Annotated in this window: 23 protein-coding genes; 5 read left to right on the forward strand and 18 right to left on the reverse strand. The window is 64.3% G+C overall.

From position 1 onward, the window contains the following. Positions 1 to 2: 2 nt before the first annotated feature. Both cydB and E3N85_RS10435 read right to left on the reverse strand, forming a co-directional pair. Positions 3 to 1007, reverse strand: coding sequence for a cytochrome d ubiquinol oxidase subunit II (cydB, locus tag E3N85_RS10430; protein ID WP_134462921.1), 1005 nt, complete (start codon positions 1005 to 1007; stop codon positions 3 to 5). Positions 1008 to 1030: 23 nt separating this feature from the next. Next, the gene (locus tag E3N85_RS10435) at positions 1031 to 2443 is read right to left on the reverse strand and encodes a cytochrome ubiquinol oxidase subunit I (protein ID WP_134462922.1); all 1413 of its coding nucleotides are present in this window, start codon (positions 2441 to 2443) and stop codon (positions 1031 to 1033) included. Between the two features lie 107 nt (positions 2444 to 2550). Between E3N85_RS10435 and E3N85_RS10440 the strand changes: the two genes are divergently transcribed. Beyond that, positions 2551 to 2937: a BlaI/MecI/CopY family transcriptional regulator gene (locus E3N85_RS10440; RefSeq protein WP_134462923.1), complete on the forward strand. Its 387-nt coding sequence runs from the start codon at positions 2551 to 2553 to the stop codon at positions 2935 to 2937. 18 nt (positions 2938 to 2955) lie between these two features. Then, positions 2956 to 3945: a M56 family metallopeptidase gene (locus E3N85_RS10445; RefSeq protein ID WP_134462924.1), complete on the forward strand. Its 990-nt coding sequence runs from the start codon at positions 2956 to 2958 to the stop codon at positions 3943 to 3945. 11 nt (positions 3946 to 3956) lie between these two features. On the opposite strand, the gene E3N85_RS10450 is transcribed toward E3N85_RS10445, so the two are convergent. The 5 genes from E3N85_RS10450 to E3N85_RS10470 all read right to left on the reverse strand — a co-directional run bounded on the left by E3N85_RS10450 (position 3957) and on the right by E3N85_RS10470 (position 8059). Then, positions 3957 to 4880, reverse strand: coding sequence for an ABC transporter substrate-binding protein (locus tag E3N85_RS10450; protein ID WP_134462925.1), 924 nt, complete (start codon positions 4878 to 4880; stop codon positions 3957 to 3959). Then, entirely contained in the window at positions 4864 to 5619 is a 756-nt protein-coding gene (locus E3N85_RS10455; protein WP_134462927.1) for an ABC transporter permease, read from the reverse strand. Before E3N85_RS10455 ends, E3N85_RS10450 begins: the two co-directional genes overlap by 17 nt. After that, positions 5616 to 6302: an ABC transporter permease gene (locus E3N85_RS10460; RefSeq protein WP_134462929.1), complete on the reverse strand. Its 687-nt coding sequence runs from the start codon at positions 6300 to 6302 to the stop codon at positions 5616 to 5618. Before E3N85_RS10460 ends, E3N85_RS10455 begins: the two co-directional genes overlap by 4 nt. After that, a complete protein-coding gene (locus tag E3N85_RS10465) occupies positions 6299 to 7207 on the reverse strand; it encodes an ABC transporter ATP-binding protein (RefSeq protein ID WP_134462931.1) in 909 nt (302 codons plus the stop codon). The genes E3N85_RS10460 and E3N85_RS10465 overlap by 4 nt, the downstream gene beginning before the upstream one ends. A 174-nt stretch (positions 7208 to 7381) precedes the next feature. Next, positions 7382 to 8059: a TetR/AcrR family transcriptional regulator gene (locus E3N85_RS10470; RefSeq protein ID WP_134462933.1), complete on the reverse strand. Its 678-nt coding sequence runs from the start codon at positions 8057 to 8059 to the stop codon at positions 7382 to 7384. A gap of 148 nt (positions 8060 to 8207) precedes the next feature. Here E3N85_RS10470 and E3N85_RS10475 point away from each other — a divergent pair, with 148 nt between their 5' ends. After that, positions 8208 to 9230, forward strand: a complete 1023-nt coding sequence (locus tag E3N85_RS10475; RefSeq protein WP_134463164.1) for an App1 family protein — start codon at positions 8208 to 8210, stop codon at positions 9228 to 9230. 27 nt (positions 9231 to 9257) lie between these two features. On the opposite strand, the gene E3N85_RS10480 is transcribed toward E3N85_RS10475, so the two are convergent. From E3N85_RS10480 to hisD, 3 genes are read right to left on the reverse strand one after another with little or no spacing between them, the layout of a single operon-like run. Then, entirely contained in the window at positions 9258 to 10295 is a 1038-nt protein-coding gene (locus E3N85_RS10480; RefSeq protein WP_134462935.1) for a quinone-dependent dihydroorotate dehydrogenase, read from the reverse strand. A gap of 6 nt (positions 10296 to 10301) precedes the next feature. Next, complete coding sequence (gene nrdR, locus E3N85_RS10485; protein ID WP_134462937.1) at positions 10302 to 10832, reverse strand: transcriptional regulator NrdR; 531 nt, start codon at positions 10830 to 10832, stop codon at positions 10302 to 10304. Between the two features lie 12 nt (positions 10833 to 10844). Continuing rightward, positions 10845 to 12173, reverse strand: a complete 1329-nt coding sequence (hisD, locus tag E3N85_RS10490; protein WP_134462939.1) for a histidinol dehydrogenase — start codon at positions 12171 to 12173, stop codon at positions 10845 to 10847. Between the two features lie 130 nt (positions 12174 to 12303). On the opposite strand from hisD, the gene E3N85_RS10495 reads away from it, so the two are divergent. Beyond that, positions 12304 to 12825: a flavin reductase family protein gene (locus E3N85_RS10495; protein WP_370289238.1), complete on the forward strand. Its 522-nt coding sequence runs from the start codon at positions 12304 to 12306 to the stop codon at positions 12823 to 12825. Between the two features lie 446 nt (positions 12826 to 13271). Continuing rightward, positions 13272 to 13838: an alpha/beta fold hydrolase gene (locus E3N85_RS10500; protein ID WP_241978443.1), complete on the forward strand. Its 567-nt coding sequence runs from the start codon at positions 13272 to 13274 to the stop codon at positions 13836 to 13838. An 81-nt stretch (positions 13839 to 13919) separates the two neighbouring features. On the opposite strand, the gene E3N85_RS10505 is transcribed toward E3N85_RS10500, so the two are convergent. From E3N85_RS10505 to E3N85_RS10540, 8 genes are all read right to left on the reverse strand, one after another. Further along, positions 13920 to 14702: a 1-acyl-sn-glycerol-3-phosphate acyltransferase gene (locus E3N85_RS10505; protein WP_134462945.1), complete on the reverse strand. Its 783-nt coding sequence runs from the start codon at positions 14700 to 14702 to the stop codon at positions 13920 to 13922. Positions 14703 to 14800: 98 nt separating this feature from the next. After that, a complete protein-coding gene (gene dnaE, locus E3N85_RS10510; protein WP_241978444.1) occupies positions 14801 to 18268 on the reverse strand; it encodes a DNA polymerase III subunit alpha in 3468 nt (1155 codons plus the stop codon). 111 nt (positions 18269 to 18379) lie between these two features. Further along, the gene (locus E3N85_RS10515; protein WP_241978432.1) at positions 18380 to 19330 is read right to left on the reverse strand and encodes an RluA family pseudouridine synthase; all 951 of its coding nucleotides are present in this window, start codon (positions 19328 to 19330) and stop codon (positions 18380 to 18382) included. Further along, positions 19327 to 19956 carry a signal peptidase II gene (lspA, locus tag E3N85_RS10520; RefSeq protein ID WP_134462949.1) on the reverse strand — a complete coding sequence of 210 codons (630 nt, stop codon included), beginning with the start codon at positions 19954 to 19956 and terminating at the stop codon, positions 19327 to 19329. Before lspA ends, E3N85_RS10515 begins: the two co-directional genes overlap by 4 nt. Then, a complete protein-coding gene (locus E3N85_RS10525; RefSeq protein ID WP_134462951.1) occupies positions 19946 to 20563 on the reverse strand; it encodes a DivIVA domain-containing protein in 618 nt (205 codons plus the stop codon). Before E3N85_RS10525 ends, lspA begins: the two co-directional genes overlap by 11 nt. Before the next feature lie 156 nt (positions 20564 to 20719). Further along, complete coding sequence (locus E3N85_RS10530) at positions 20720 to 21013, reverse strand: YggT family protein (RefSeq protein WP_241978433.1); 294 nt, start codon at positions 21011 to 21013, stop codon at positions 20720 to 20722. 8 nt (positions 21014 to 21021) lie between these two features. Beyond that, positions 21022 to 21579 (reverse strand): cell division protein SepF, encoded by a 558-nt coding sequence (locus tag E3N85_RS10535; RefSeq protein WP_134462953.1) that lies wholly within the window; start codon positions 21577 to 21579, stop codon positions 21022 to 21024. A 32-nt stretch (positions 21580 to 21611) separates the two neighbouring features. Next, positions 21612 to 22319, reverse strand: a complete 708-nt coding sequence (locus E3N85_RS10540; protein WP_134462955.1) for a YggS family pyridoxal phosphate-dependent enzyme — start codon at positions 22317 to 22319, stop codon at positions 21612 to 21614. Positions 22320 to 22427 lie beyond the last annotated feature (108 nt).

The following is a 22427-nucleotide window of genomic DNA, read 5'->3' on the forward strand; positions in this document are numbered from 1 at the left end:
CCCTAGTGTACGGCGAGGTCAATGTGGGCCCGGCCGATGCGCTTGCGGAACACCCAGTAGGTCCAGCCCTGATAGAGCAGAATGACGGGCATACCGATCAGTGCCGTCCAGCTCATCACGCCGAGCGTGTAGGTCGACGAGGAAGCGTTCGCGATCGTCAGGCTGTTGGCCGGGTCGTTGCTGGCCGGCATGACGTCGGGAAACAATGACGAGAACAGGGTCAGTACGACGAGACCGATCGTGCCGGCCATCAGAGTGAATGCGAGACGTTCGGCGCCGCGCAGGTTGGCCAGGAACGATGCGATCAGCAGGGCAGCGGCCAGGGCGGCGAACAGAGCGGATACCACGGTGCCGTAGGCGAGCGTCGTCCAGGCCAGGAATGTGGCCGCGGCGACGATCGTCGCGATTCCAGCTTTCGTCGCTAGTTTGCGGGCCCGCATCCGGATGTCCCCCTCGGTCTTGAGCGACACGAACACCACCCCGTGCACGAAGAACAGCAGCAGCGTCGTGACGCCGCCGAGCAGGGCATACGGGTTGAGCAGGTCGAAGATCGTTCCGACGTAGTCGTGGTTGGCGTTGAGCTTCACGCCTTGCACGATGTTGGCGAAGGCCACACCCCAGAGCAACGCCGGAACGGCCGAACCGACGATGATCAGGCCGTCGAACCATTTCTTCCACACTGATTCGGGGCGCTGGTGCCGATATTCGAACGAGACACCACGCAGGATCAGGGCCACCAGAATGAGCAGCAGTATCAGATAGAACCCGCTGAACATCGTCGCGTACCACTCGGGGAATGCCGCGAACAGCGACGCCCCTGCCACGATGACCCAGGTTTCGTTGAGGTCCCAAACCGGACCGATGGTGTTGATGAGAACGCGGCGATCGGTGTCGTCTCTGCCGAGGAAAGGCAGGGACATACCAACCCCGAAGTCGAAGCCGTCGAGTACGAAGTACCCGATGAACATGAAAGCGATGATCCAGAACCAAAGAATTGTGAGATCCATTGTGTATTCTCCGTAATCCCGTCCTAGTAGACCGTGACAGCGTGCTGGTGTGCACCGGATTCGGCGTCTTGAACCGGCGCATCGTCCGGGCCCTTCTGGACGGCCTTCAGAATGAGTTTGACCTCGACCACCGCGAGAGCACCGTACAGCAGGGTGAAGACGATCAACGAGATCAAAATCTCCAGTCCGCTGACCCCGGGCGAGACGCCGTCCGCGGTGCGCATGAGTCCGAACACGAGCCAGGGCTGACGGCCCATCTCCGTGAAGACCCAACCGACGCTCATCGCGAGCAGGGAGAACGGGAAGCTCCAGATCGCGACCTTCCACACCCAGGTGCGCTTCGGGCTGCGCCCCCCACGGGTCAGCCACAGGCCGACGACGGCGACAAGCATGTGCGCGAGTCCGAGGCCGATCATCCAGCGGAACGCCCAGTAGGTGATCCAGATCGTGGGGGTGTAGTCGCCAGGGCCGTAGAGAGTGACGTACTGCGCCTGCAGGTTGTTGATGCCCTCGACCGTGCCGTCAAAGGTGTGGGTCGACAGAAAGGAGAGCAGGTACGGAATACGCACGGAGAACAGCTCTTGCACGCCGTCCGGCGTGCCCAGAGTGAAGACTGAGAAGCTTGCGTTTGCCCCGGTTGCAGTGTGATAGAGCGCCTCGGCCGCGGCCATCTTCATCGGTTGGGCGTCGACCATGGCCAGACCGAGCTGGTCTCCGGCGAGCGTGGTGAGCACTCCGGCGATGACCATCATCCAGAGGCCGAACTTGAGTGCGGGACGCATCGTGTCGAGGTGCTGGTTGCGATAGAGGTGCCAGGCGGCTACCGAGATGATGAGTCCGGCAGACACCATGAAGCAGGCGAAAATCGTGTGCGGGAACGCGGCGAGAGCAATCGGGTTCGTGAGCAGGTCCCAGATGCTCGTGAGTTCGGCACGCCCCTTCTCCTCGTTGATCGTGTAGGCGACCGGGTTTTGCATGAACGCATTCGCGGCAAGAATGAAGTAGGCCGAGGTGATCGAGCCGATCACGGTCAACCAGATCGTGCCCAGGTGAATCTTTTTGGGCAGTTTGTCCCAGCCGAAAATCCACAGTCCGATGAACGTCGCCTCGAGAAAGAATGCGACGATGCCCTCAAAGGCGAGCGGAGCGCCGAAGACGTCACCGACGAAACGCGAGTAGTCCGACCAGTTCATGCCGAACTGAAATTCCTGAACGATTCCGGTCACAACGCCCATGGCGACGTTGATGAGAAAGATCTTGCCGAAGAAGTGCGTCAGCTGCAGGTATCTCGCCTTGTCCGTGCGCACCCAGGCCGACTGGAAGATCGCGACAGTGAGCGCCAAGCCGATCGTCAGTGGGACGAAAAGAAAATGGTACATGGTCGTGAGACCGAACTGCCACCGTGAGAGGAGTAAAGGATCCAACCACTCGTTCATATGCCCTCCAGCATTGTTAATACCAGCGCACACTTTTCTACGCTGTGTAGAAGATTACGCTTCTACGCTGTGTAGAAGTCTCAGTTTCGGGGCGTACTATGGTCTACATGGGATCTTTGGGTGTGCTCGAGAGGCTGATGATGGATGTCCTGTGGGACTCCCCGACATCGTTGACGGCCAACGAACTCAAGCAGTCCCTGCTCAATCGCGACATTACGTCCGCGCGACCGAAGCCCCTGGCGACGACGACCGTCTTAACGGTGCTGTCCAGGCTCGAAACGAAGGGCTTCGTCACCCGCGACCGCAGCGTTCGGCCCCACGCTTATACCGCCCTCATGACCCGGGCCGCTCACACGGCCGGCCTGATGCACGACGTGCTCGAGCAAGTACCCGACCGTCAAGCGGCACTGGTGCGCTTCATCGGAGGCGTCAGCCCCGAGGAGGCAGAGACCCTTCGCCAGCTGCTCGGCGTCGCAACATCCGACAACGCCTAACCCCGCTCCAGCCGTGCCGTGATCACCGCCTCCGCCCTGCTCGGGGCCATCGCCGTGCTGCTCGCCTGGCCGGTGCCGCTGGCGCTGGCCCGATCACACTGGCCGGCCCGCTCCCCCGGCGTGGCACTCGTGCTGTGGCAAGCCATCGCCCTGTCCGGCGGTATTTCGATGATCGGCTCATTGCTGCTCTATGGCCTCATTCCCTTCGGCAGCCCCCTAAGCCAGGGCATCGTCGCCCTCGGCGGCGATCTTCGAACCGGCACTCTTCCGTCCGGCACGAGTTTCACCCACGTGCTCGCCCTGGGCGCTGCCCTCTTGCTCGGCACTCACCTGCTGCTGAATCTGCTCGCGACCTTCGTTCGCGCCGAACGGCAACGCCGCCGGCACCACACCCTCATCACCCTGCTCAGCGATCCCCTGAACGGCCAGCCGGGAATGCGGGTCATCGACCATCCAGCGCCGGTCGCCTATTGCCTTCCCGGAGCCGGGCATTCGGCAACGGTTCTTTCGAATGGGCTGCTCCGACTGCTCGATGCCGACCAACTGCGCGCAGTGATTGCGCACGAACAGGCCCACCTCGTGCAACAGCACCACCTGGTATTGCTCGCCTTCAAGAGCTGGCACAGCGCGCTGCCGTGGTTTCCCATCGCCAATCGCGCCGAAAACGCCGTCGCCCTGCTGGTGGAGATGCTCGCCGACGATTACGCCCGCCGAGTCGTCGACGATCACACCCTCGCCCGCGCGATCGCGCTGGTGGGCTTCGCCCTGGCCGGTTTTGCCCCGAAACGCACGAGTGAAGCGGATGCGCTGGCTCCCGCCGCCGCATCCGCTTCCCTCACCCACGAAGTAGTGTCTGCCAAACCCGAGCATCCGGCGTATCAAGTGATGCCCCGCGTGGCACGGCTGGTCAACCCGGCCCAGCCGCTGCGCCACGCGGCCACGGCCGGAGCTCTCACCGTGTCGGCGATGCTCCTGGCCGGGCCGGCGCTCATTCTGTTCGGTGCATAGAACCGTTTCAGCTAGAGCAACTTCTCCTTGGTCAGCCAGGCCGTCGCGATCTTGTCGGCCGAGAGCTGGTCGTTGACGCTCTGCGAATTCAACTCGACCAGAGAGTCGGCCGTCAGTGCCGCACTGACCTTGTTGAGAATCCCCGCCGCGCTGTCATCGACCTTCTCGGAGACGACGGGCACGACGTTGTCCGGAAAGAACAGTCCGTCAGGGTCGGAGAGGGCGACCAGATTGTTGGTCTTGATGTTCGGGTCGGCCGTGTAGATGTTAGCGAGCTGGATGTCGCCGTCGACGAGGGCCTTCACGGTCAGCGGTCCACCGCTGTCCTCCACCGGCACGAACCCGGCGATGTCAATTCCGTATTTCTCCTTCAAGGCAGTCGGCCCGTACGGACGGGTCTCCAGCTCCGAGTTACCGCCGACGGTGATCGGTTCGGTGACGTTGGTCAGGGAGGCTACGTCGGTGAGGTTGTACTTGCTCGCGAAAGCACCGGTCACGGTCCAGGAGTTCTGATCGGAGGCGTCCGCCTTGTCGAGAACCCGGAGGTTGTCGGGCAGGGCCGCCTGGAGTTCTTCGTAGGCCGCGTCGCTGGTGCCACCGACGGCGTTCTTATCGAGGGCCTGCAGAAGGCTTCCGGTGTATTCCGGGAAGACATCGATCTTGCCGCTTTCGATGTCGGGCAGGTAGACCTCGCGCTGACCGATCTGGAACTGTCGATCGACGGTGAAGCCACCGGCTTCAAGTGCCTGGGAGTAAATTTCGGCGATGATCTCGTTGGAGTAATACGCCTGCGACCCGACCACGATGGTCGACTCGGCGGCACCACTCGACGGTTCCGCCAGGGGATCCCCCGACGCACACCCTGCGAGGGCTACGACGGCCCCAACCGCGACGGCGCCAATGAGCGTGAGTCGGCCTCTATGTGCTGTGAACATTGCTGTTTCCTTCCTTGATGGTGGATTCCATCACCGGTCGGGATCGGGATGACCCGCCCGGGATATCTGTGGGGAGCCCCGCTGTCACACCGCGGGGAACGACCAACTTTTGCACGAGGGCGAACACACCCTCCAACACGATAGCGAGCAGGATCACCAGAATCGAGCCGCCCAGCATTTCGCCGTAGTCGCGGGTGCGCAGACCGGCGAACAGATAGCGGCCGAGGCCGAAATCGGCGACATACGCCGCGAGGGTGGCCGTTGCGACCACCTGCAGGGTCGCGGAGCGAAGGCCTCCAATGAGCAGAGGCAGCCCGAGCGGCAACTCGACCTTGAGCACGATCTGTGCCTCCGACATGCCCACGGCCCTGGCCGCATCGATAACTTTGCGATCGACGGCCTCGAATCCGGTATAGGCACCGGCGAGAATGGGCGGAATGGCGAGCACGGTCAGCGCCACATAGGGGGCGTTCAAGCCGATACCCACCCACAGTGCGACGAGGGTGAGCAGGCCCAGAGTGGGAATGGCCCGGAAGGCGCCCGAGGTTGCCACGGCGAATCCCCGGCCACGACCGGTATGCCCAATCAAGAACCCGATCGGCACGGCGATCGCCGCTGCGATGACGGTGGTCACCAGTGTGAACAACAGGTGTTGGGCCAGACGCGTGGGAATGCCGCCGGCCCCGACCCAATTCGCGGGGTCGCTCAACCAGGCCAGAGTGTCGATGAGAAAGCTCATATGGCTACCCCCGCGACGACGGCATCGCGTCGGGTCCGTGCGCCGATCGCGGAGCGCCGGGTCCACGGCATCAACAGCCGTCCAAGCAGAACGAGCACCGCATCCAGGGCGAGGGCGAGCAGCACGGTGGCAACGATGCCGGCGATGATCTCGGCCTGGATTCCCCGTTGGAACCCGTCGGTGAACAAGCTGCCGAGGTTCTGAGCGCCGATCACCGCGCCGACCGTGGCGAGACTCACCGTGCTGACGGCCACCACGCGCAGGCCAGCCAGCAGAACGGGGCCGGCCAGAGGCAGCTCAACCTGCCAGAATGACGTCCATCCCGAAAAACCGACGGCCGTCGCCGACTGTTGCACGTCTCGGTCGACGGAACCGAGACCATCCGCGACCACCCGCACCATCAGGGCGACTCCGTAGAGAGTGAGCGCAATGATCAGGTTCAGTGGCGAGCGGATGCTGGTGCCCACGATAAAGGGCAGCACGATGAACAACGGCAGCGACGGAATCGCATAGAGCAGCCCGACCGCCGTGAGAATGACCGCCCGGCTCGTGCGGTAGCGATGCGCCAGCCAGCCAAACGGGAGGGCGATGACGAAGCTGAGAAAGATCGAGGGCACGCTGAGCACGAGGTGATCGATCGTGCGATCCCAGATGAGGTCGAGATTTGACCAGATCCAGGTCACCGCGAATCCCCACCCTGCGCCGGAGCACCCGGCCCACGCGGACCGGCCTTTGATTCTCCAGTACCGACCGTTGAGGATGCGGTCGACGAGCGGGAGCCGACGAGCACTCCGGCCAGGCGCCCTGTTCCGTCGACCACGATGTCGCCATCGCCGCGATTTTCGACGTGCAAAGATCTTTTGCCTCGATCCGCGCCGACGAACGTCGCCACGAACTCGTCGATCGGATTCGCCAGGATCTCGGCCGGGGTACCCACCTGGGCGACCTTGCCGCCGGTGCGCAGGATGACCACCTGATCGCCGAGCAGGAAGGCTTCGTCGATGTCGTGGGTGACGAAGACAACCGTCTTGCCGAGTTCGCGTTGCAGCCGCAGTAGCTCCTGCTGCAATTCGGCGCGCACGATGGGATCCACCGCGCCGAATGGCTCATCCATGAGCAGGATATTGGGATTGACAGCGAGCCCGCGTGCAACGCCAACGCGTTGCTGTTGGCCACCGGAGAGTTGGCTGGGATACCGATTGGCGAGGGATCGGTCCAGACCCACCGTGTCCAGGAGCACGAGTGCCTCTTCGCGGGCTTTCCTTTTCGGCGTTCCCCGCAGCATCGGCACGGTGGCGACGTTGTCGACGACCTTGCGATGGGGAAGCAGCCCCGAGTTCTGCATGACGTAGCCGATACCGCGTCGCAGCTGGACCGGCTCAAGGGTAGCGATGTCGGCTCCATCAATGTCAATGGACCCGCTGGTCGGATCGACCATCCGGTTGATCATGCGCAGCAGGGTCGTCTTGCCCGACCCCGAGGTTCCGACGAACACGGTGGTTTTGTGCGAGGGCAGCGCGAGGCTGAAGTCGTCGACGGCGAGGGTGCCGTCGGGGAACCGTTTGGTCACCGAGTGGAAATCAATCATCTTGGTGGCTCGCTCCTCGCATCATGTCAACACAAAGCAGATGTTAACCCAATCACTATTCGCCGCAACTGGCAAAACCGATTACACACCGAGATTCATCCAGAAGCGAACCGGCCAGGCCCGCAGACCAAAAAAAGCCGAGCGCCCGGTGGGTCGCTCGGCTCTCAGTGGACGCTAGGACAACGCAGCGAGAAGGTGGAGCGCCTGCGGGCTGTAGAAGCGGTCGAGGTAGTCACGCAGCACCAAACGGCACTCGGTGATAAAGCGCTCGTCACCGACCGGGTCGGTGTGGAAAGCGCGGGCGAGCAGCGCGTCGGCCATCTCGACGGCGACTTCGAGTCGAAAGATCAGTTCCGCGCCGGCCGGCAGATTGAATTCGTTCACGAGCACATCGGCGAGCCGTCGGGCGAAGAAATCAGCATCCGCAACGGCGTCGGCGGTCGGAGCGCCGTGGCGGTCGTCGAAATTCACAATGCGAAAGCCGGGCTCCGTGCGGTACAGGCCCACAAATGCGGTGACAACACAGTCCACCGCGTCCCACCAGGAGGTGAGGGTGCTGGCGCCGAGCTCATCGACGACACGCTGCCGAAAGCGCACCACGGCACGCTCGTGCAGGGCATGCAGAACGGCCACGCGGTCGGGGTAGTAGCGGTAGACCGTACCGATGGAGGCACCGGCGCGTTCCGCAACCATCGCGGTCGTGATGCGGTCGAAACCGACCTCGTCCACCACGGCGGCAGCCGCGTCGAGCAGACCGGACAGACGTGCAGCGCTGCGCTGCTGAATCGGCTCCGTGCGCACCTGCTGGAGTGCTGCACCGGTCTCATTACTTAGTAAGCCACCATGCGGCATTTATCCCCCTTGAAGATACGCCACCATCCTACGGGGTAAAACCCTATTCCCTCAGACTTGACGGGGGGATGCACAGCAAGCATGGCAGAATAAGGGAGTGCCACAGTCCCCAGACGCCAAGCCGAACGCGCCCAGTCCCGTGCGAATCATGCACCGGGCGGCCCGCATCGAAGACTGGCTGCACGACCGCCGCGAATATTCCGCCCGCGGCCGCGGCTACCAGCCGACCGTCATTCCCTACACCGGGTATGGCTCGACGGCGTGGGTGCGCATCCTCTGCCGAGTTCTCCTGACCAAACCAGACAAGCCCGCGAAACGCCAAAAACGTCCCCGAGCGGATGGCCGTGACGCCGGCATTCGAGGCTGGCGCAGTTTCACGAGCGTGCCCGTCAATGATGTCACCGTCACGATTGAGATCGGTGGTCAGACGCATCACGTGCAGGCGGATCGCGGAGGGGTCGTCGATACCGTGGTCGCAGTGTCACTGACAGCCGGCTGGCACCTGGCCCGACTGCACACGGAATTCTCGGTCGTGGTCGAAGCCCCACTATTCATCGTGGCACCCACGGTCGGCTACGGCGTTGTTTCCGACGTCGACGACACCGTGATGGTCACCACTCTCCCCCGTCCGCTGCTGGCAGCCTGGAACACGTTCGTGCTCGACGAGCACGCCAGGGTCCCGACCCCCGGAATGGCCGTGTTCCTGGAACGATTGGCGTCGTTCACCCCCGGCGCTCCGGTCATCTACCTCTCCACCGGGGCCTGGAACGTGGCCCCCACGCTGTCGCGCTTTTTATCACGCAACCTCTACCCGGCGGGGGCACTGCTGCTGACCGACTGGGGGCCCACCCACGACCGCTGGTTCCGCAGTGGCAGTGCGCACAAACGAGAGAACCTGCGTCGGCTCGCCGAACAGTTTCCGCACATGCGCTGGATCTTGATCGGCGACGATGGCCAGCACGACGAGGCCATCTATAGCGACTTTCAGCGCGACTATCCGAACAGCGTCGCGGCCGTGGCCATCCGTCAGCTCTCTCCGAGCGAAGCAGTGCTCGCCGGTGGGCGTTCGCGAGACGCCGTCTTAATCGAGGGCGGCACAGCCGCCCCCTGGGTCTACGGTCCCGACGGATCGAGCCTCGCCAACCAACTCGCCGAGCACGGGCTGTTGTAGCCCCGCTGACGGGCTCGGACAGCGGGGCTAACTGGCCGGTGCCAGGATGCGGTCGAGCCCACGGTTGATCTGGCGGGCCCAGAGCGGACCGCGATAGAGGAACGCCGTGTAGCCCTGTACCAGGGTGGCGCCGGCAGTGAGGCGCTCGGCCACCTGGGCGGCCGTGTCCACCCCACCGACCGAGATGACACAAAATTCGGGCGGCACAACGGCGCGAATAAGCTGCAGGATCGCCAGGGACCGGGCGTGCAGCGGGGCGCCGGACAGGCCGCCGGCTCCGGCGGCGGCGATGGTGGCGGCATCCGTTCGCAAACCGGTGCGGGAGATGGTGGTGTTGGTGGCGATGATGCCATCGAGGCCGAGCTCGACGGCGAGAGTGGCGATACGCGCGACTTCGGCATCGTCGAGGTCGGGGGCGATCTTGACGAGCAGTGGAGTGGCGCCCGCGGCACGCTTGACCGCGGTCAGCAGCGGGGCGAGCTGGTCGAGTTCCTGGAGTCCGCGCAGTCCCGGCGTGTTGGGTGAGCTCACGTTGACCACGAGATAGTCGGCGAGGGCGGCGAGGGTCTCAGCGCTTCGCAGATAGTCGGCCGTCGCGTCCTCGACGGCTGTCACGCGGCTCTTGCCGATGTTGATCCCGAGTACGGGGCGCCCGGCCGCGGCACGCACCCGGGTCAGTCTGGCGACGGCCGCGGCAGCGCCATGGTTATTGAAGCCCATCCGATTGATGACCGCGCGGTCGGCGACAAGCCGAAACAGGCGTGGGGAGGGGTTACCCGGTTGGGCGACGGCGGTGAGCGTGCCGACCTCGACGTGTCCGAACCCGAGCTGGCCGAGGCCGAGCACGGCCTCGCCGTCCTTGTCGAAACCGGCGGCGACGCCGAACGGGGACGAAAAGTGCAGCCCCAGGGTGTTCACGCCCAGGTCAGTGCTCGGACGAGTGAATCGGTGCACCAGACGCCCGATCCCCCAGGATGGCAGTAGCCGAATGACGGTGAAGGCGAGGTGGTGTGCGCGCTCGGGATCTATCCGGGTGAGCACGTATTTGAACAAGAGCGGATACATCGAACCCTACGGTTTGGTGGAGCTGGCGGGGGCGGTGCCGATCGGCGCGTCGCCGGCATCCGCTGCGGCGCCGCGAACTTTCGACCGGGCCGAGTGCTCGCGGCGCAGCTGCGTGATGGCGACCTCGAAATCGTCGAGCGAGTCGAAGCCCTGGTAGACGCTCGCGAACCGCAGATACGCCACCTCATCGAGGTCCCGCAGCGGGGGCAGGATGGCCAGTCCGACGTCGTTGGCGTCGACCTGGGAGGCACCGGTCTGGCGGATGGTCTCCTCAACCTTCTGGGCCAGCATGGCGAGGTCGGAGTCGGTGACGGGTCGGCCCTGGCAGGCCTTGCGCACGCCGGAGACAATCTTCTCGCGGCTAAACTGTTCGACCACGCCGCTGCGCTTGATGATGTTCAAGCTGGCCGTCTCGGTGGTGCTGAAGCGGCGACCGCATTCCGGGCACTGCCGGCGGCGACGAATCGACAGTCCGTCGTCGCTCGTGCGCGAGTCGACGACTCGGGAATCGGGGTGGCGACAGAACGGGCAGAACATTATGGAACCAGCTTAGCTGTCGGCACTGAAGCGAGCGGCCTGGAACCGAGCAGCCACGGCGTCTCCGTGCGCCGGCAGTGCCTCGGCATTGGAGAGCGCCGCAATGTGATCGGCGACAGCTTCGAGCGCCTCCCTGCTGTAGCGCACGACCTGCTGCGGCCGCAGAAACGTGTAGGCACCAAGGCCCGACGAGAACCGGGCCTGTCCCCCGGTCGGCAGTACGTGGTTGGATCCGGCAACGTAATCGCCGAGGCTCACCGGCGAATATGGGCCGAGAAAAATGGCTCCGGCGTTCTCGATCTGTGCGAGCACGGCGTCTGGATCGCTCGTCTGGATCTCGAGGTGCTCCGGCCCGAACGCGTTGCTGAACGCGGCCGCCACCTGCAGGTCGTCGACGAGCACGATCGCTGACTGGCGCCCCCGAAGCGCTGCAGTCACCCGCTCGCTGTGGGTAGTGGATGCTGCCAGCACGGCCAGGTGCGCCGCCACGGCCTCGGCGAGCTCGGGAGAATCGGTCACCAGCACGGCCGCAGCGAGTTCGTCGTGCTCGGCCTGGCTGACCAGATCGGCGGCGACGAGCAGCGGGTCGGCGGCGGCATCCGCTATGACGAGAATGTCGGTGGGGCCGGCCTCGGAGTCGATGCCGGCCTGCCCGCGAATGAGTCGCTTGGCCGCGGCGACATAGACGTTGCCCGGGCCGGTGACGATCTGCACCGGGTCGAGGCCGATGTCTTCGACCCCATAGGCGAGGGCGCCGATGGCCCCTGCCCCGCCCATTGCGTAGATCTCATCGACCCCGAGCAGTCCGGCGACAGCGAGAATGGTCGGGTGCACGCGCCCGTCGAACTGGCTCTGCGGCGGCGAGGCAAGGGCGATCGACCGCACGCCCGAGACCTGCGCGGGTACGACGTTCATCACAACGCTCGAGGGGTAGACGGCCTTGCCGCCGGGAACGTAGAGACCGACCCGGTTCACCGGCTGCCAGCGTTGCGTGACGGTGGCCCCGGCTTCGATGGTGGTGGTCACGTGCGGCGGCACCTGAGCGGCGCTGGCCAGGCGTACGCGGTGGATGGTCTCGGTGATGGCCGTGCGCACGGCCGGGTCGAGCCCGGTGACCGCGTCGGTAATGTGGCTCGGCGGAACCCGCACCTGGCCCGGGCGCACCCGGTCGAGCCGTTCAGCCTGGTCGAGCAGGGCCGCCCCGCCGCGCGCGCGTACGTCGGCGATCAGCTCGGCCGCGACATCGGCGGCGACGGCAACGCTCGTCAGGGCGCGCGGAACGGAAGCCAGAAGCGCGGCCGGTGTCGGCTCGCTCCCGCGAAGGTCAATAGTCTGAATCATCGTCACCCAGCCTATCCGTCAACGCGACTAAACAATCAGTGCGCGGGAATAGGGTGGTGCTGAAACAGATTGTTGGTTGAGTATGCAAAGCAACGTTGAACCCCCAGTGACTACTCTGCCCGTCATGACCGTGCCTGCCAGCCCGCCGCTGGCCACCGATCTCAATGCCCCCGACGACCTCGCCGCGTTCAAACATGCGTTCCGTCGTCATGCGGCGGGGGTCGCCGCGATCACGACGCTCGCGCCCGACGGCTCCCCGGTCGGCTTCACGGCCACCTCGTTGGCGTCGCTCTCCGCGGTTCCGCCACTGGCCACGTTCAACATGGCCCGATCGGCCAGCTCGTGGTCTGCGCTCGCTGTCGCCGACCGCGTGGTCATTCACATGCTGGGCGCCCACAATCGTGCTGTCGCTGAGAAACTTGCCGGTCCCCACGCGGATCGTTTCGTGGGAGATCACTGGCAGCCGGGGCCGTACGGACTCCCGGTGCTCACCGGCGTGACCAGCTGGATGATCGGTCGCATCGTCGAACGGGTGTCGGTACACAATAATGCCGTTGTGGTGGTGCAGATCGAGGGCGGCGGCATGGGCCCCGACGACGACGCCCTGCTCTACCACGAGCGCACCTACCGGGTACCGGGCGCCGCCGTCTAGACCGACGCTTTGGGCTGGCAGCTCCACACGGCACAGAACGACTCGGCGACCTGCGCCTCCACGGTCGTCCTTCAGGGATGGGAGGCGAGCCATTCGTCGCAACGTACCGAGAACAAGGGCCCCATCGAGCAAGGCCCGACCCACGGTCGGAGCTGCTCCCGTACCCTGTCGAGATGAGCCGCGAACTCTGTGGCACGCCCCACCTCGAAGGGCCGAACTTCATCAACGATGATGTGAACGGAGGAGATCGTGGCTGAGCGGGATGCACACCAACGAGGCCCATCATCGATGTCCTAAAAAGCGAACTGTTCGTATGGTTGTCCCATGACGGCCCTCTGCACGTACATTGTGACCTTCGACGAAGTCGAGCTCTGCGTCGAGATGTACGGAGAGCGACGTGACCCTCCCGTGCTTCTGATCGCCGGGATGTCAGCCTCTATGCTGTGGTGGCCGGGCGAGGTCTGCGAGGCGATCGCATCCTCTGGGTTCTTCGTGATCCGTTACGACCAGCGGGACACCGGTCGTTCGACGAGTTTTCCACGCGGGCGCCCCGGCTACTCGACACTCGCGCCTGCGATGGCCTATCACCCCGGTTTGACGAGGATCGGATCCGCCAGTTCATCACCAGCGACGTAGATCGAGCCGACGATATCGCCGCCACGATCTCCAATCCTCCTGCCATGGAGTTCTTACACCCCAGACGCGGCGACCTCGGCACCGTGTCTGCCCCGTCCCTCGTGATGCACGGCGAAATGGACTCAGTTTTTCCGGTGGCTCACGGCGAGGCCGTCGCACGTTTGATACCCGATGCCGCATTCGTGGTGCTCCCCGGCGCCGGGCACACATTACTCACCATCGATCAAGCAGATTTCACGACCCCCTCATCCGTCACCTCCGTGCGGCCGAGCGCCGCTGCTAGCGGCGGTCTGGTCACCTCATCGACGGCTTCGCCGCCGTCGTCCGCGTCCTTTCGATTCCTGACCAGCGCCCCCCTCGATTTCGATCTGGATTAAGGGTGCGGGTGCGGGTGCGGGTGCGGGTGCGGGTGCGGGTGCGGGTGCGGGTGCGGCAACTGATCACGCCATGGCCTGGGGTTAGGCTCTCAGCTTCTTCCGGTCCGCTTTGCGGCGCCGGCGTTCAGCCTCGACGACCGCGGCCTCGGCCGGTGTCGGCGCGGTTCCGCCGAGATGGGCGGGTTGCCACCACTGGCCGACTCCGGCAACCGGATACTCCGCCTGCACCGCGTCGACGAGTCCCTGCAGGATGTCGTGCAGCTGCAGCGTGGCCGCCGCAACGTCATCGTCGGCCGGGTCAACGGCATCCATTGAAAACGACTCGCCAAAGCGGATGCTGACCGGCACGCCGAGCCGCTCCCGCAGCGTCGACCGATGGTTCTTGGTCATCAGCCGATGCCCGCCCCACACGACGACCGGAATGATCGGCACGTTCGCGGTCAGCGCCATGCGCACCGCGCCGGTTTTCAGCTCACGCACGGTGAATGAAGCGTTGACGCCGCCCTCGGGAAACACGCCGAGCAGCTCACCCGTGCCGAGGGCCGCCACAGCCTGGTCGTAGGCCGCACGGCCGCTCTCCATGTCGACCGAGATATGTTTCATGCCGCGCAGCAGACGCCCGACCAGCGGCTGGTCGAAGGCGCCCTTCTTGGCCATGAAACGGATGTGCCGGCGGTTGTGCAACCAGGCGACCCACTCGACCAGGGCGAAATCGAGGTAGCCGAAATGGGTGATCGCCAGCACGGCGCCGCCGGTGGCCGGCAGCTGATTCAGCCCGGATGTGGTCTGGCGTACCCGGAGCAAGCCGAACAGAGCGCGACCGGCGCCGATAGCGGTCGAATAGATCGGCTCTCGCGTGTGCATGGTGCCAGCCTAGGCGCACCCGGCTGGAACGTGAGGAACTTACCGGGGCGACAAGGGAAAGGCATCCTGACAGTGCAACGACCGCCCGACGGCCGGGATCAGGTCAGGCAGTTCGGCCCGAGGATGCTCTTGAGCTCACCGAACAGGTCGGCGCTCACCTTCACCCGGTGTGGCAGCTCGAACACTCGTGCCAGGTCACCCTTGACCAGTTTCAGCCGGACCTCGGCATCTCCGGCGTGACGCTGAAGAATCTCACCGAGCGTACTCACGGTGTCGGTCGTCGCGCGGGCCTCCCCCACCGTGATCGAGACCATGCTCTGGTCGGACCCTTGCCCGAGTTCGGGCTGGAAGACACTGAACGCGTGCAGGTTCATGCCGTCGTCGCGCAGGCTGACCCGACCACGTACCACGACCACCGCGTCGCTGATCAGCTCGGGCGCGAATTCGAGGTACGCCTTGCCCATGAACATCGCGGTGATCTCACCGCCGAAGTCTTCGACCTGGATCATGCCGTACTGGTTGCCCGATTTTTTAGCAATACGGTGCTGCACGCTCGTGATCAGTCCCGCCACGGTCACCGTGTCACCGTCTTCGGTCGATTCCGACGCGATCAGGTCGGCAATCGTGGTACTCGCGTGTTTGGCGAGCGGAATCTCCAGCCCGGCGAGCGGGTGGTCGGACACGTACAGCCCGAGCATGTCGCGTTCGTAGGCGAGCTTCTCCTTCTTGCTCCATTCGGGCCGGTCGGGCACCTGCTCCGTGTCCTGCGGTTCGTCAAACAGGCTGTCGAAGTCGAAACCGATATTGCCGTTGCTCTCCTCCCGCTTGATCTTGACGGCCGACTCGACGGCCGATTCGTGTATTTCGACCATGCCGCGCCGGGTCGCGCCGAGCGAATCGAACGCCCCAGCCTTGACCAGCGACTCGATCGTGCGCTTGTTGGCGACCGGCAGCGGCACCTTGCGCAGAAAATCGTGGAACGACTCGAAGCGGCCTTTTTCCTCGCGGGCACCGCGGATGGCCTCGACCACGTTGAAGCCGACGTTGCGCACAGCGCCCAGGCCGAAGCGGATGTCGGTACCCACGGCCGCGAAGAACCCGATCGACTCGTTCACGTCGGGGGCCAGCACCTGAATGCCCATGCGGCGGCATTCATTGAGGTAGAGCGCGAGCTTGTCGCGGGAGTCGCCGACGCTCGTGAGCAGGGCGGCCATGTACTCAGCCGGGTAGACGGCCTTGAGGTAGGCGGTCCAGTAGGAGAGCACGCCATAGGCGGCCGAGTGCGCCTTGTTGAAGGCATAGTCGGAGAACGGCAGCAGGATATTCCAGACCGTGGTGACGGCATCCATCGAATAGCCGCGGTCCTGCATGCCCTGGGCGAAGCCCTCGAACTGCTTGTCCAGTTCGGACTTCTTCTTCTTACCCATCGCGCGGCGCAACAGGTCGGCCTCACCGAGCGAGAAGCCGGCGAGCTTCTGCGCGATCGACATGACCTGCTCCTGATACACGATCAGGCCGTATGTCGTGCCGATGACGTCTCGAAGCGGCTCCTCAAGCTCTTTATGAATCGGGATGATCTCTTGCACGCCGGTTTTACGCAGCGCGTAGTTGGTGTGCGAGTTGGCGCCCATGGGCCCGGGACGGTACAGGGCGATGACGGCCGAGATGTCTTCGAAGTTGTCGGGCTTCATGAGCCGCAGCAGGGCCCGCATCGGACCGCCGTCGAGCTGGAAGACACCGAGGGTGTCACCGCGCGCGAGCAGTTCGTAGGCGGCGGGGTCTTCGAGCCCGAGGTCTTCGAGCACGGGGCGGTGGCCGCGGTTCACCGCGATGTTGTCGAGGGTGTCATCGATGATGGTGAGGTTGCGCAGCCCCAGGAAGTCCATCTTGATCAGTCCGAGGGCTTCGGAAGCCGGGTAGTCGAATTGCGTGACGACCTGACCATCCGCTTCACGCTTCATGATCGGAATAATGTCGATCAGGGGGTCACTCGACATGATGACGCCGGCGGCGTGCACGCCCCACTGGCGTTTGAGGTTCTCCAGGCCCAGGGCGGTGTCGAAGACGGTGCGCGCTTCGGGGTCGCTCTCGATCACCGCACGAAAGTCGGCCGCTTCCCGGTAGCGCGGGTGGTCCTTGTCGAACATGCCGGTCAGTGGCACGTCCTTGCCCATGATGGCCGGCGGCATGGCCTTGGTGAGCTTGTCCCCCATGCCGAAGGGAAAGCCGAGTACGCGCGAGGCGTCTTTCAGGGCCTGTTTCGCCTTGATCGTGCCGTAGGTGACGATCTGGGCAACGCGTTCCTCACCGTACTTCTCGGTGACATATTTGATGACCTCACCGCGACGACGCTCGTCGAAGTCGACATCGAAGTCGGGCATGGAGACGCGGTCGGGGTTGAGAAAGCGTTCGAAGATGAGTCCGTGCACGAGCGGGTCGAGGTCGGTGATGCCCATCGCATAGGCGACCATCGAGCCGGCACCGGAGCCACGGCCAGGGCCGACGCGGATGCCCTGCTGCTTGGACCACATGATGAAGTCGGCGACGACGAGAAAGTAGCCGGGGAAGCCCATCTGCACGATGATGCCGACTTCATAGTCGGCGCGCTTGCGGACGTCGTCGGGGATGCCCTTCGGGTAGCGCTTGGCCAGCCCGATCTCGTTCTCCTTGATGAACCAGCTTTCCTCGTTCTCACCTTCCGGGCAGGGAAAGCGGGGCATGTAGTTGGCTTTGGTGTTGAATTCCACCTCACAGCGCTCGGCGATGAGCAACGTGTTGTCGCAGGCTTCGGGGTGGTCGCGAAACAGGTGACGCATTTGCGCGGCGGTTTTGAGATAGAACTCGTTGGAGTCGAACTTGAACCGGTTCGGGTCATCGAGGGTGGACGCCGACTGCACGCAGAGCAGCGCGGCGTGGGCGGTGGCGTCGTGGGCGTGCGTGTAGTGCAGGTCGTTGCTCGCCAGCAGGGGCAGATCAAGCTCCTTGGCAAGCTTGAGGAGGTCGGTCATGGTACGGCGCTCGATGTCGATACCGTGATCCATGATTTCGCAGAAGAAGTTCTCCTTGCCGAAGATGTCCTGAAAATCTCCGGCGGCCTTCTTGGCCTCCTCGTACTGGCCTAGGCGCAAGCGGGTCTGGACTTCCCCACCGACGCAGCCGGTCGTGCCGATCAGACCCGTCGAATACTGGCTGAGCAGCTCGCGGTCCATGCGCGGTTTGAAGTAGTAACCCTCGAGGCTCGCCTTCGACGACAGCCGGAACAGATTGTGCATGCCGGCGGTGTTCTCGGAGAGCAGGGTCATGTGGGTGTACGACCCGGCGCCACCGACGTCATCCCGGTTTTGTCCGCTCGTGCCCCAGCGCACCCGGGTCTTGTCGCGGCGATCGGTGCCGGGGGTGATGTAGGCCTCGGTGCCGATGATCGGCTTGATGCCGGCGTCGGTCGCGCTCTTCCAGAAGTCGAAGGCACCGAACACGTTGCCGTGGTCGGTGATCGCCACCGCCGGCATCCCCTGCTCGACGGCGGCTTTGATCAGGGGTTTCACCCGGGCAGCACCATCCAGCATGGAATATTCGCTGTGCACGTGCAGGTGGACGAACGAATCCGTGGCGGTTTCCGGGTTACTCACAATGACTCCGACGAGTTGATGAAACGGTTATGGAAGAGTCGGCAGCGGTCAGTCTCCGCGCAGCACCGCAAGGGCGTGGGTGAGATCGGCCGGGTAGTCGGCGTTGTAGCTGACCCACTCCTGACTGTCCGGGTGGGTGAACGCCAGCTGCTTGGCGTGCAGCCACTGGCGTTTCAATCCGAGCCGGGCGGTGATCGACGGATCGGCGCCGTACATGGCGTCTCCGACACACGGATGCCGTTGGGCGTGCATGTGCACCCGAATCTGGTGGGTGCGCCCGGTCTCCAGGTGCACCTCGAGCAGCGAGGCGGACGGAAAAGCCTCCAGGGTCTCGTAGTGGGTGATCGAGTGCTTGCCGTCGGCCATGACCGCGAACTTCCAGTCCGACCGCGGGTGGCGTCCGATGGGTGCGTCGATGGTGCCGGTGAGCGGATCGGGATGGCCCTGCACGACGGCGTGGTAGATCTTCTCGACCTCGCGGTCGTGGAACGCTTTCTTCAGCGCGACGTAGGCCGTCTCCGACTTGGCGATGACCATGAGGCCGCTCGTGCCCACGTCGAGGCGATGCACGATCCCCGCGCGTTCGGCTGCGCCCGAGGTCGCGATCCGGTAACCCGCCGCCGCGAGGGCGCCGGGAACGGTTGGACCAGTCCAGCCGACGCTCGGATGAGCCGCGACCCCGGCCGGCTTGTTGATGACGACGATGCTCTCGTCGTCGTGCACGATGGTCAGGTCGGGAACGGCGATGGGAATGATGCGCACCGGCTGCTTGGGCTGCCAGGTGACTTCGATCCAGCTGCCGGCTCGCAAACGGTCAGATTTGCCCACGACGGTACCGTCGAGCACGACGCCTCCGGCCTCGGAGACCTCGGCGGCGAAGCTGCGGGAGAATCCGAACAACTTGGCCAGTCCGGCATCAACGCGCACACCTTCCAAACCGTCCGGAAGGGGAAGCGATCGCCGCTCCGGGGGGTTGGTCAGGTCGAGGGAACCCGTCACGGCCGGGCCTCGGCCCCGGGTGTCGGCCGGTCGCTGGTCGACACGTCCGGGGTCACAGCATCCGTTTGATGCCGGGGTGACTCCACGCTCGGGCTGGCGGTCTTGCTGACAGCTTCGGCCTTATTGCCGTCCAGGCCGATGCCGCGAATCGTCAAAATCATAAAGATAACCATGCTGGTCACGATGGCTATGTCGGCGACGTTGTAAATCGCCGGCAGCAGCCACGGAGTTGAGATGAAATCGACGACGTGCCCTACCCCGAAGCCGGGTTCGCGCAGCAACCGATCCGTCAGGTTTCCGAGCACGCCACCGAGCAGGAGCCCAAAGACGAGGCCCCAGGCCAGTGAACGGATGCGCCGGGCGAACCAGACGATGAACACCACGACCGCGGCGGCGATGATCGAGAAGATCCAGGTGGATCCGCTCGCGAGCGAAAAGGCCGCGCCCGGGTTCCGAACGAAATGCCATTGCAGCACATCGTTCAGAACCCGAATCACGGAGCCCTCGGTCATCGAGACGACGACGAGGTACTTACTGAATTGATCGAGCGCGTAAACGCCCAGCGCGACGAGAGCTAGAACGATGAGCGCTCGCGAACGCTTCTTCGTTCTTGCGCTAGGCTCCAAAGCCCTGGAAGCTGGGCTTCGGCGCGTTCCCGGCGTCAACCGAGCTCGCGTCGAGGTCGTGGAGCTGGCCCTCGATGTAGCTCTTCAGCTTGAGGCGGTACTCCCGCTCGAACGTGCGCAGCTCGTCGATCTTGCCTTCGAGGGTGGAACGTTCCTGATCGAGCTTCTGCAGCTGGACGCGCTGCTGGGTCTCGGCTTCGGCGATGACGCGTGCCGCGGTCGCATGGCCCTCGGCGATCAGGGCGTCGCGCTTCTCGGCGCCTTCCTTGACGTGCTCTTCGTGCAGGCGGCGAGCCAGCTGCAGCAGATTGGTCGTGCCGGCGGTCTCGTCGATCGGCGCGGCGACGACGGCAGCAACCGGAGCGGCCACGACCGGTTCGACCACTGCAACCGGCTCGGCAACTGCGGCAGCGACCGGAGCAGACTCGGCTGCCGGGGCAGCATCGGAGCCGACCTGGCCGCGCAGTTCCTCGTTCTCCTTGGTCAGACGACGCAGTTCGACGACGACTTCGTCGAGAAAGTCATCGACCTCGTCCTGGTCGTATCCCTCGCGGAACTTGGTCGACTGAAACCTTTTGTTGACTACATCTTCCGGAGTTAACGCCATGGCTTTCCACCCTCAAAACTTGTGTGTGTTATGAACATTTGACTGACTCGAGACGAATATCGCCCAAGTGTTGGATTGACTACGGGCGGCCAACGAGCGAGTACGGGCTCGCGGCGAACCAGCCATCCGATAAGGATACATGCCCCGGTCGAACGTTTAGATTAAGCCCGACAGGGACATGCCGACGATGGTGCAAAGCATCGTCAGGGTGAAGCCGAAATCCAACGCGATAGGCCCGATGCGAAGCGGCGGGACCAGGCGACGGAAAAAACGTACCGGCGGGTCGGTCAGCGTATAGACGAGTTCGACGAGCACGAGCAGGAAGCCCTGCGGACGCCAGCCCCGGTTGACGCCGCGCACGAGGTCGACGATGAAGCGACCCCAAAGCACGAGGAAGTACATAAAGAACAGGAAATAGAGAAGATTTCCCAGAATCGGTATACCAGTCACGCTTGAGTCTAGCCTTGCGCGAAGAAGGAACTGTCCTCAGCGCCCTCTTCGGTGGTGCTGTCGCCCGAGACGACGACATGGGACGGCGACAGCAAGAAGACCTTGGCGGTCACGCGCTCGATTTTGCCATACAGGCCCTGCGACAGGCCACTTGCGAAGTCGATGAGACGGCGGGCATCGCCGTCGCTCATCTGCGACAGGTTGATGATCACCGGAATGCCATCGCGGAAGGATTCGGCAATGACCTGGGCATCTTTGTAGGCGCGCGGGTGAACCGTGAGAATTTCATTCATTTCAGACGCAGCCACATTCTGGGGAGTCGAAGTCGTACGCAGGGGGGTGACCGGTGCCCGACCGGCAGAGTTCTGGGCCGCGCTGGAGTGTGCGGCACTGCCGTGCGGCACGTTCTCGTGTGCGCGTGACGGAACAGCACTCATGTGATTGGTGGCGCCGTGGTTGGCGGAGCCATTGTTGGCAGCGCCCTGGGTGCCGGCGGGCGCCTGGTACTCCAGCTCTTCGTCTGCCAGACCCAGGTAGACCATGGTTTTCTTGAGCGGGTTGGACATGTCGACCTCCGTGTTGGTTTGCTACTTCGAGATTAACTGAGCACCGGACGAATGCCGGTGATTGCCGTGCCAATTCTTAGGTGTGTCGCCCCTTCGAGCACGGCCGCCGCGTAGTCCTGGCTCATTCCCATGGACAGTGCGGTCGCCATCGGCGCCTGCGTACGCAGCTCGACACTGAGTTCGCGCATCCGGGCGAAGGCTCGGCGCGGTTCCTCGCCGAGCGGAGCCACAGCCATCAGCCCGAGCAGGCGCAGCCCGGGCGCGGCCAGGAGGCTGTCGACCAGGGCCGACAGGTTCAGCGGATCCACGCCGCCGCGCATAGCGTCATCGGTGAGATTGACCTGAATGAAGCAGTCAAGACTCGATTCCTCCGAGCCCAGAGCGGTCACCAGGGACTCCCGATCGACCGAGTGGATGACGTCGGCGTAGGCCCGAACCTGGCGCGCCTTCTTGCCCTGCACCTGTCCGACGAAGTGCCAGCTGAGGTCGAGATCGGCCAGCAGCGCAGCCTTGGATTGCGCTTCCTGGTGCCGATTCTCTCCCACATGGCGCACGCCGAGGGCGTAGAGCTCCTCAATGAGTGACACCGGGTGGAATTTGGTGACCACGATTGTCGTGATTCCGGCGGGGTCTCGACCGGCCTCGCGTGCAGCGTCAGCGACGCCGGTACGTACTGCGCCCAGCCGGGTGGCCAAATCGCTCGAGGATAACTCGGAGGGTGTCGCGTCAGGAAGTGCCATGCTCAGGCTGCTCTGTTCGTTACGTGCAAAGAAGGCGCTGCCCCCGGGCTGACCCGACTGGCGTCGGCCCGGGGACTGCTGCTCATCGACCTGCTGAAGAGGTCGGGT

Origin of the sequence: Cryobacterium sp. Hz9 (assembly GCF_004402825.1) — a bacterium.
In the GTDB taxonomy this organism is placed as follows: Bacteria; Actinomycetota; Actinomycetes; order Actinomycetales; family Microbacteriaceae; genus Cryobacterium; species Cryobacterium gelidum.